This is a genomic window from Actinomycetota bacterium (assembly GCA_019347675.1).
Lineage (GTDB): Bacteria > Actinomycetota > Nitriliruptoria > Nitriliruptorales > JAHWKO01 > JAHWKW01.
On sequence record JAHWKW010000021.1, the window covers coordinates 39,278 to 48,340 of the forward strand.

A 9,063-nucleotide genomic window follows, 5' to 3' on the forward strand; every position below is an offset into this window, starting at 1 on the left:
AGGATGTCGAACAGGTTGTTACAGCGCTCAGGCCCGGAGTCCCCTCAGCTTTTTCGAGGAGAAGCTCTGCAGTCGAGAGCTGAGATACTCCAACATCTCGGACATCTGCTGTAGATTAGCTGGGCGCTTGTTGTGCTCGATGGCCTCAAGCAGTGAAGACAGCGACTCCGCTAGTTCCGAGGCGTTCGTCGACTCCGGGGCGGTGGATGCTTCCCAGACACGCACGGGAATCAATTGTCGGTACGGAAGGTCGCGATCGTCTTTGCCCACTCCGGAGGCAATCTTCCTTAGTCTCTCCGTCAGCTCATGGCCACTTGAGAGAAGGCTCCGTATGGGAGGGACGATGTCTATGTTCTCATCGGTTAGAAGACTCAATAGCAATGCGGTGCTCGAACTGAGATCGGCGAGTTCAGTAGCTTGTTTGGCGTCCTCAAGTCGTTCAGCCTCATCACCATGGGATCGTGTTTCCCAGGTTCGTCCAGCAATCGAAGTCTTCGCAGATGCGTGAAAGCTCATCCGACCTCCTCGAACGATCCTACCGTAGTCACACTCATGTGGTTCGTCAAGGGTTAAAGTCTCACCTCAGTTGATCTGTGACCACAGGCACTCGCCGTGGCGCGGCGGCCGTGACCCTTGGTACACGCCGATAAGGAACATTACGTAAACTAGCGCGTCATTCCACGTTGTTGCTCGGCCTTGTATCTTGCTAATCCTTGCTAGCGTTTGACGCGGCCGCGGACAGACAAGACGGCGAAGGCGAGCAGGACAGGCCCGAAGAACCTGAGCAGGTTCACGGTGATCCGGCCGGGTGTTGTCAACGCGCCCTGTTGTGGTCCACGGAACACGACCGATTCGAGGCTGGCCCAGAACGCGTCATTCCATCCCGGCTTGGTGGGTTCAGCAGCCTCCAGGACGACCTCGTACGGGCCGGCTCTCCCGCTCAGGGTTTCTCGTGAGGTGAGAGACGGGTCTTGGTAGCCGAAGAGACCTAGCGTTGCCCAGCCGACAACGATAACCATTGCAAGAGCGAAGAGGGCACGGCTGGCGCGTAGCGCGTAGCCGGACAGCGCCCAGTAGAAGAACAGAATGACCCGTTCCCACCGTGGGGTCAACGACGAGTGGCGGCGCATCTCCATCTCGCCGTAGTAGAAGTCAGCTGCGCCAGGTTCGTCACCACGGGCCTCACGGCCTGTGCGCAGCGCCCGGTAGAGCTCCGCGATCTCGGACGGAGAAGGGCTCTCACCGTTCTCGATGGCCGCCCCTTGAACTTTGAAGGGGTCCAGTTTCAGTCGCTGCCAGGACCGGTTGACTGGCCAGTCACGACGCTTCCACTCCCGTTGTCGCCACACGATCTCTTCGGCCAGTACCCGTCGGGATGCGAACAACCGCGATGGGGGTCGCTCAAGCTCGGCGGCGTGCGGGACTCTCAGCTGGTCGAGGTCGTGGGCGCCGGCGAACCGGCAGGCGGTCAGGTCGATGGCGCCGAGGACGAGCCCCGTGACGGTCGCACGCTGTAACGATTCCAACGAGGATGTCCAGGTGAGGGCTTGCGGCAGCGGCTGCGAGTTGTTCGACGGTGGCGTCTGCGATTCTGCTTCGTCGTCGCGCTCTGGCTCGAGGTGCCACGCGAATCGTTCCCACAGGTGGTTCTGGTCGCGGAGTAGGTGGGCTGCGTCCTCGAGGATGCACGGTTCAACGATCTCTGCCTCCGTGAGGTCGATGTGTGCCCACCCCACTCGTAAGTGTCCCCCGCCGAGGATCCGGGCTCGGCGTAGCTGGAGCACAGGCGTAGCGGCCTGCAGATCGAGTCGCGCAGGGAACGTCGCCCCGGTGAGGTCGACGCTTTCCGCCGCGAGCATCGGTCCGAAGTAAGCAGACCGTCCGAACGTCGCCGCGGCGAACCCCGCGCCGCCTTGGAACGTCGCCTCGCCGAACCCCGCGTCGCCTTGGAACGTCGCCGAGTTGAACCCCGCGTCGCCTTTGAACGTCGCCCCGTCGAACTCCGCGCCGCGCTGGAACGTCGCCCAGTCGAACCTCGCGAACTCTGTGAACGTCGCTCCGGCGAACCCCGCGCCGCCTTGGAACGTCGCCCGGACGAACCCCGCGTCGCCTTGGAACGTCGCCCAGTCGAACCCCGCGCCTTCGAACGTCGCCCAGTCAAACTCCGCGTCGCCTGTGAACGTCGCTCCGGCGAACCCCGCGTGACCTTGGAACGTCGCCTCGCCGAACTTCGCGCGGCCTGTGAACGTCGCCCCGTCGAACTCCGCGCCGCCTTCGAACGTCGCCGCGGCGAACTCCGCGCCGCCTTCGAACGTCGCTTCCACGAACCCCGCGCCGCCTTCGAACGTCGCCCCGTCGAACTCCGCGTCGCCTTGGAACGTCGCCCAGTTGAACCCCGCGAACCCTGTGAACGTCGCTCCAGCGAACCCCGCGCCGCCTTGGAACGTCGCCCGGACGAACCGCGCTTCCCCTTGGAACGTCGCCGCTCTGAAGTCAGGTTCTGTGATCCGTGGGGAGTCCTGGTCGTCCTGTGGAGCTCGCTTGAGGAGCTGGTCGAGCTGCTCACTGGTGAAGGTCAGGCCGCGGGCGTCCAACGGCTCACCCCGTCCGAGCTTGTGCCACCAGCGTTTGCGCGCGTCGTCGTCTTCCGTGTGGAAGACGCAGCCCTGATCGTGGGCGTTCTCGAGGTGAACGCCGCTGCAACCGTCTTCGGCCTGGCAGGTCGTCCAGTCGGGTTCGTGCTGCTGGTGCATGGGTTCCGGCTTGTCGGGTGCCCGATGATGCCCACGGCGCACCCCGCAGTTCAACGGGATCGCTAGGACGGCGTTCGCCAGGGGTGTTCGGAGATCCGGCCTCGGTGCACGGCGTCCAGATCCGGTGCTGGATGGTCTGGAGGTGGAGGTCGACCTGATGGCGGGTCCTCTGGGACAGTCAGGCGCCGTCGGTTGCGGTGAGCTGATCGACGACGTCCAACACGGCCACGGCGACAGCCGCGGCCTGGCGATGCAGCTGCTCGGTGGTGGGCACGGTCCGCATCACTGCCCCTCCCCCGTTTCCCGAAGCTGCTGCTCGAGATCGGTGACCCGGGTCTCGAGCCGTTGGGCGCGCTGATCGGCGTCGCGGCGGGCCTGCTCGGCGTCTGCGCGGGCGGCCTCAGCCGCGTCGGCGCGTTCCCGCTGCGCGTTCGCGGTTTGCTCGGCCTGAGCCGCATCTGGTCGGCGGCGGCCGCCCGGTCCGCGGCACGTTCGGCACGGTGGCGAGCCTCTTCGGCGGCCGCCACCGGCTCGTCCCGATCGGCGTGAGCCCGGTCGCGGGCCTGGTGGCGAGCGCCGAGGCAACGGCTGCCAGGTTGTCCTCGGTCAGGTCGACGACGGTGACGCGCGCCAGCTGACGGTTGGTGGCCGCGTTTGGCCCGGCCGTGGGCGTCGGCGGCGCGGCGGGCCAGACCGGCCAGATCCGAACGGTACGCACGTTCCGAGGCGGGCGACAGCCCACGCCTCGAGCGCGCACGCCTGTTCGTCCACCCAGCCGTCCACCAGCCCGACCAGGCCGCCGTCCACACCCCAACCTAGCCGAAATAATGCCGGTTATTACGGATGCATGATCGCGAAGCGTAGCCGGGGGCGTATGTGGCCGCCGAGTAAGCTGTGGTCGAAGACGTCCAACGTGTTCCCCCGCCCGCGGACGGTCCCCGGCCGACTCCCTGAAATGAAACGGCTGACACAGAGCAGCTCTTTGCTTTGCTAGCGAGAACGTCCTTTCCCGGCCGTGACGTACGCGTTCATCGAGCGAGAGAAGGCCGATTTCCCGGTCCGCTTCGCCTGTCGTGTGCTGGGCGTGTCACCGTCCGGCTTCTACGAGTGGCGGGCCCGCCAGCAACAGCCCTCGCAGCGTGCGCGTGACAACGCGGCGCTGGTTGCCACCATCCGCGAGATCCACACCGCCTCGCGGGGGCCTATGGTTCCCCGCACACGCTGGGTTAGTCCCTCGCCGGGGACATTTCGGGTCCTCCTGCTCGCCCCGCCGCCGCGCAGCCTGCGTGCCGCAGCGACCGCCGGGGGCGAGGCCCAGGCACCGGGAGCTCAGCGCACCCCTGGAGTACTCGGTGGTGCTGTCATCACCATCAGTTGGACGCTACCACCCACGCGGGTTCACAGGCCTCCCTCCTCGCGCTGCGCCGACGGATCCGCAAGTGTGTCAGCGGTTCAACATACGGCAGCGGAGACGGCGGCGACCTGCGAACGACGACGCGGCGGGCGCTCCCCTCGGTAGGCGGGAGAAGTCGATGAGTTCTTGGGATGGGAAGTTCAGGTCGCAAGCGGTCATCGACACGCTGCAGGAGGCCTTGCAGGCGGATGTCGGGCTGCTGCTGGGGGTGTCGAAGGCGGCGTCCGACGTGCTCGCCCACATCGGCGTCCACACCGTCCTCGACCTCGCCGTCAGCCGCGTGTTCGCCGCGGCGCGAAGCGTCGCGGGTGACGGCGAGGATTCCCTCGCGCTGGCGCGGCTGGGTGAGCGGCCAGAGCAGCTGATCGACAGCGCCCACCGGCACGGGGACGGCGACGTGGGGGCGCTGAAGGTCGATGCGCTGGACGGGATCGGCTCGGCGACGGGCGCCCGACTGCGCGACGGCCTGGGAGTGGAGACGATCCACGACCTGGCCAACTGGCCTCCGTACACCGTGGCTCGACAGCTTTTGCACACGGCCGCGGTGCCCGACGCGATGGCTCCGGACGCGCCTCCCGCGGATCTCGTCCCCGGCTCTGGCACGTACCCGACCGAGCGCGTCTTCTACGAGCGGCTGGTCCTGGACCGCGAACTGGACGCCGGTCCGCAGCAGAAGCGGGAGGGGTTGTCTCTCGCTCCGGGCCTGTCCGCGCCCCTGCCTATGGACGCGCTGATCCCGTCGCGCAGGAACGACGACAGCTTGGTGAGCGCCGGGGCGCTGGACGTCGCGAACGGCGACGACGAGGTGGGCTTCGCCCGGCCGGCGGTGGGCGCGATGCTCCGCTACTCGCAGTCGTGGTATCGAGAGGGGCTGACGTTGGGGCAGCTGCTCCACGCCGTCGCTCTCGCGCCTGGCGAGATGACGCGCATCGCCGTCATCGACTGGTCCCGCCGTACCTTCGGCGCCCAGCGGGAGGACGTGTCGGAGACAGAGGCGCTCGCGAACACGACGGCGCACAACCGCTCGATCGGCGAGGTGACGAGCGCGGTGGCCCGCGAATCGCAGCAGGGGCGATCGGCGACCTCCGCCACGAGCGCGAGCGTAGAGGCGGGCGCCGCAGGTGTCGGCCTCCTTCCCGGGCCCGGCCTTGTCGCCGGCTCCGTCGGGATGGCCTCGACGGCGTCCGTTGGTATGGGATGGTCGAGCTCGAGCGGCTTCCGCAGCATCGGCGCGTCGATGTCTCAGGACATTCGCGACTCCACGCAGCAGGCCGCCAACGCAGCGCGCAACCGGCGTGCGACGGTGGTGAAGGAAGTGTCACAGAGCGAGAGCGAGCAGCTGTCGACGCGAGTGCTCGTCAACTACAACCACATGCACGCCTTGACGATCCAGTATTACGAGGTCGTCCAGCTTTACCGGGTGGCGGTGCGCCTGGAGGCCGCCGAGCGCTGCTTGTTCATCCCTGTCCGTCTGATCGACTTCCACGATCCCGTCACGGTGCAGCGCTTCCGGCACGTGATCGCCGCCGCCGCGCTCGACGGACAGGTGCGCACCGTCATGCAGGATCGACCGGACAGCGTCGCCGTGCGGGCGCCGGCATTGAACGATGAGGCGCCCCCGTGGTCGCCCGCCGCCGCAGCCGACCTGTCCCGCACGCTCTCGCACCCCGTAGGCCCCCGCCCCGCGCACACGGTTCACCTCCCCGCGGACGCGACGTTGCGCCCCGAAGACATCACCGTGGTCCCAGCCCATTCGACGCACCAGCGCCTGTGGTGCAGGGCGTTCTCGCGGAGCGGCGTGCGCTATGCATGGCAACCGGGCTACGCGGACGAGGCGCCGCAGAGCTGGCCGGTGAAGGGCAATCGGCCCGAGCCGCTCCTGTTGAACGACCTGCGCGAGCTGGAGTTCATGCTGTGGGGGGACGAGGACGATTCGTCAGGCGACATGCAGCGCGTCACCGTAGAGATCCGCTTCCAGACCGGGGGACGCACTGCCGCGCTGCCGCTCACCGTGGACGTGCCGGTGAACTACGGCACCGTGCGCTTGCAGTTCCGCGGAGGGACCGCGTCGACCGCCGAGGTGTCGGCACACCTGAACGCGCACCGACTGCACTACAGTCAGGCGGTGTGGCGGAGCCTCGACTCCGTACAGCTGGCGTCCGTGCTCGCCCCGTATCGGCTGGGCGGGCGTCCCGTGACCGAGATCATCGACCCGATGCCCGCGGCCATCGCCGGCAACTACCTCATCTTCCGGATGCATACCGATCCGAGTGAGGACAGCGGCTGGGCGTCGTGGCTCGACGAGCACGGCGTTAGCGTCGGCCGCGTGGATCAGGATCTCGTGCCGCTGCCGTCGGGTGGGGTCTTCGCTGAGGCGGTGTTAGGACGGGCGAACTCGGCCGAGAAGCTCGACATCACGAGGTTCTGGAACTGGCAGGACTCACCCATCCCCGTGCAGGCCCCCGAGATCGCACCGCTCCAGGCCGGCTCACGCGCCACGCCGGAGAATCTCCAAGCGTCGCCGTTCAGCGCCCCCCTCGTCAACATCGTCGCCCCGACGTCCCTGCCCGACCCGCAGGGCTTGGCCGCGACGCTCGCCGCGGTCGCAAACGGCTCGATGTTCAGGGATATGAGCGGTCTCGCGGCCGTCGCGCAACTCACCGACGCCGCGCTCAAGGCATCGAGTGCGGGTGCGGGGCACGCGGCGGAGCAAGCTACGGAGAACCTGAAGGTCGGGGCGGACGTGCTAAAGGCTGCGCTGGCCGCCGCCGCGACCTACGCGACCGGCGTGCCGGTCAGCCCCGGGCCCTCCCTGAGCTCCGCCAGCCCGTCGAAGGTCGGGGCCCTGATGAACCAGGGCGCCAAGCTCGACGCGAAGGCGCGGAGCGACGGTGACGGCGGCGTGTCGATCGCGAACGGTCATGGGGGCTCCTCGACAGGAGGCAGGATGGTCGGAGGCGCCGGCGGCAGCGGGAGTGGAGGCGGGTCACCGGACGACTGGGCGCCGTGGCCGGTCGGCTCGAGCAGCGGCTCCTACGAGTCCGACGCGTTCGTGAGCGCCATTGGCAGCACGACCGACGCCCGCCCGCCCTCGTCCGGCACCGGAACGGCGGAGCGAGCGCCGACCGTCGAGCGGCCACAGCTTCCACAGGAGGACGTGGACGAGCTCCGGTTCAGCCGTGACGTGCCATACGGTTTGCAGGGGCAGATGCCGCGGATCGACACGGACGCGGCCCCGGACGGAGCTACCGCTTGGCTCGACTGGACACTGTGGAACTTCGCGATCGGCGGGACGGAGATCGTCCCCCGCTTCGACGACGTGCTCGGCCTGAACTACGCGTTCCCTTCGTCGATGTCGAGTTGGCGTGAGCGCGGTTACGACGTGAAGGTCGTGGGAGTGGCGAGCTTCTCCGGGGATCCCTCCTACAACCAGGCCCTCTCACAGCAACGGGCGGAGAACTCGAAGAAGCTACTTGTCGAGCGTTTCGGGTTCCACCCGGCCAAGGTGGAGGTCGTCGGGGGTGGCCAGCGGGGGTCGGCGCCGCCCGATGACGTGTTCCACAAGCAGCAGATGCGGGATAACCCGATGGGCGCGTGGCGGGCGTGGAACCGACGCGTGGAGTTCCGCGCCGTTCCTCGCGCGTGGAAGGCGGAGCACTGGCGAGAGGTGCGCGCGCACATCACGGACAACGAGCCGAACGAGGCGCGGCGCGACACGCTGGAGCGCCTAATCTACAAGCTGGCCGACGCGGGTGTCGACGACGGCTTTGTCTCCAGCTACCAGGCCCTGTTGCACGACATGCGCTGGTACTTCAGGACGTCGCCAATGACGCCTGAGGAACAGGCGGTCAAGGGCTGGTTCTACCGTCCGAGCCGCTGGGGCCGGTTCTCGTTCTTCAGCCGCATGCGCGAGTCGGTGGCCGCGCACGCGCAGCCCGACGCCGCGATGGAGCGGAAGGTGGACGCCGTGCACGCGGTGCTGAATGCGATGCGAGCGGTGCCGGAGAAGATCCAGCGAGAGCGTGAGAGCCGCGAAGGCCGCCTGGTGAAGCCGATGCAGGCGATCAACGACTGGATCGTCGAGCAGCGCAATAATCCGGGGAGCGTGTACTCGGTGGACAATCAGTAAGGGCCGTCAATCTCGCTTCCCTGGCTAGTGTCGCGTCGCTGAAGTGTGCTTCCAGGTGCGGACCTTGGCCGAAAGGGTTGAACCCTCTGGGCACGCCGCAAGTGCGGCCCTACGGCAAGAATCCAACCGTTTCGCCGCCACGGCTCAACCGCCGTTAGGCCGCCATGCTCCCGGCCCGTTCGCCATCACCCTTCGTGACTGAGCGGGCCGCTGGTCGTGCGTTCCCGCAGCCCTCCAATTGCCTGCTCTCGCGATGTGGTCAATCTCCTGGTCGGGCTGCACTCCTAGTAGGAGCAGATACCAGCGCGCGTGGATGGCTGCGGCGCGGTGAAGAAGGGGGGTCTTGTTAAGAACCCGACGGAGTTTTACGGTAGAGGCCCTTCCCCGACTTCCCCGGCCGTGGTTGCTGCATGGGGTGCCAGGAGGGGGGCGGGGTGGACGGAGGGGCCCAAGATCGGGGCGGGGTTGCCGGACGGCAGGTCGTGCTTGCCGGGAGTCCTGCTTTCCGGCGGCGGAAGTGGTCATCGGTCCGCACCGGCGACGGTTGGGACGAGCAGCGACTGCGGGAGTTGTGGACGCTGGTGCCCGAGGACCTCGAACTCATTAGCAAGGCACGCGGCGACCACAATCGGCTGGCGCTGGCCCTGTTGCTGACCTGCGCGCGGGGTGAGCGTCGGCTGATCTCTGATGTCGCCACCTTGCCGGCGGTCGTGGTGGGGTTCGTGGCCGCCCAGGTTGGTGTCGATCCTAGGGCGCTTGCCGACTAC

4 protein-coding genes are annotated in these 9,063 nt (G+C 67.6%); 2 read left to right on the forward strand and 2 right to left on the reverse strand.

Features of this window, described 5'->3' with window-relative positions:
* Positions 1–27: 27 nt before the first annotated feature.
* Positions 28–516: a hypothetical protein gene (locus KY462_13765; GenBank protein ID MBW3578779.1), complete on the reverse strand. Its 489-nt coding sequence runs from the start codon at positions 514–516 to the stop codon at positions 28–30.
* Positions 517–716: 200 nt separating this feature from the next.
* Positions 717–2,753: a pentapeptide repeat-containing protein gene (locus tag KY462_13770; protein ID MBW3578780.1), complete on the reverse strand. Its 2,037-nt coding sequence runs from the start codon at positions 2,751–2,753 to the stop codon at positions 717–719.
* Between the two features lie 2,333 nt (positions 2,754–5,086).
* On the opposite strand from KY462_13770, the gene KY462_13775 reads away from it, so the two are divergent.
* Both KY462_13775 and KY462_13780 read left to right on the forward strand, forming a co-directional pair.
* A complete protein-coding gene (locus KY462_13775; GenBank protein ID MBW3578781.1) occupies positions 5,087–8,296 on the forward strand; it encodes an OmpA family protein in 3,210 nt (1,069 codons plus the stop codon).
* A gap of 434 nt (positions 8,297–8,730) precedes the next feature.
* Positions 8,731–9,063 (forward strand): DUF4158 domain-containing protein (locus tag KY462_13780; protein MBW3578782.1); only part of this gene is annotated, 333 nt, incomplete at its 3' end.

Excerpts from the sequence above, each read along its gene's own strand:
- KY462_13770 (MBW3578780.1), bottom strand. The coding sequence starts at position 2,753 with ATGCACCAGCAGCACGAACCCGACTGGACGACCTGCCAGGCCGAAGAC.
- KY462_13775 (MBW3578781.1), top strand. The coding sequence starts at position 5,087 with ATGACGCGCATCGCCGTCATCGACTGGTCCCGCCGTACCTTCGGCGCC.
- KY462_13765 (MBW3578779.1), bottom strand. The coding sequence starts at position 516 with ATGAGCTTTCACGCATCTGCGAAGACTTCGATTGCTGGACGAACCTGG.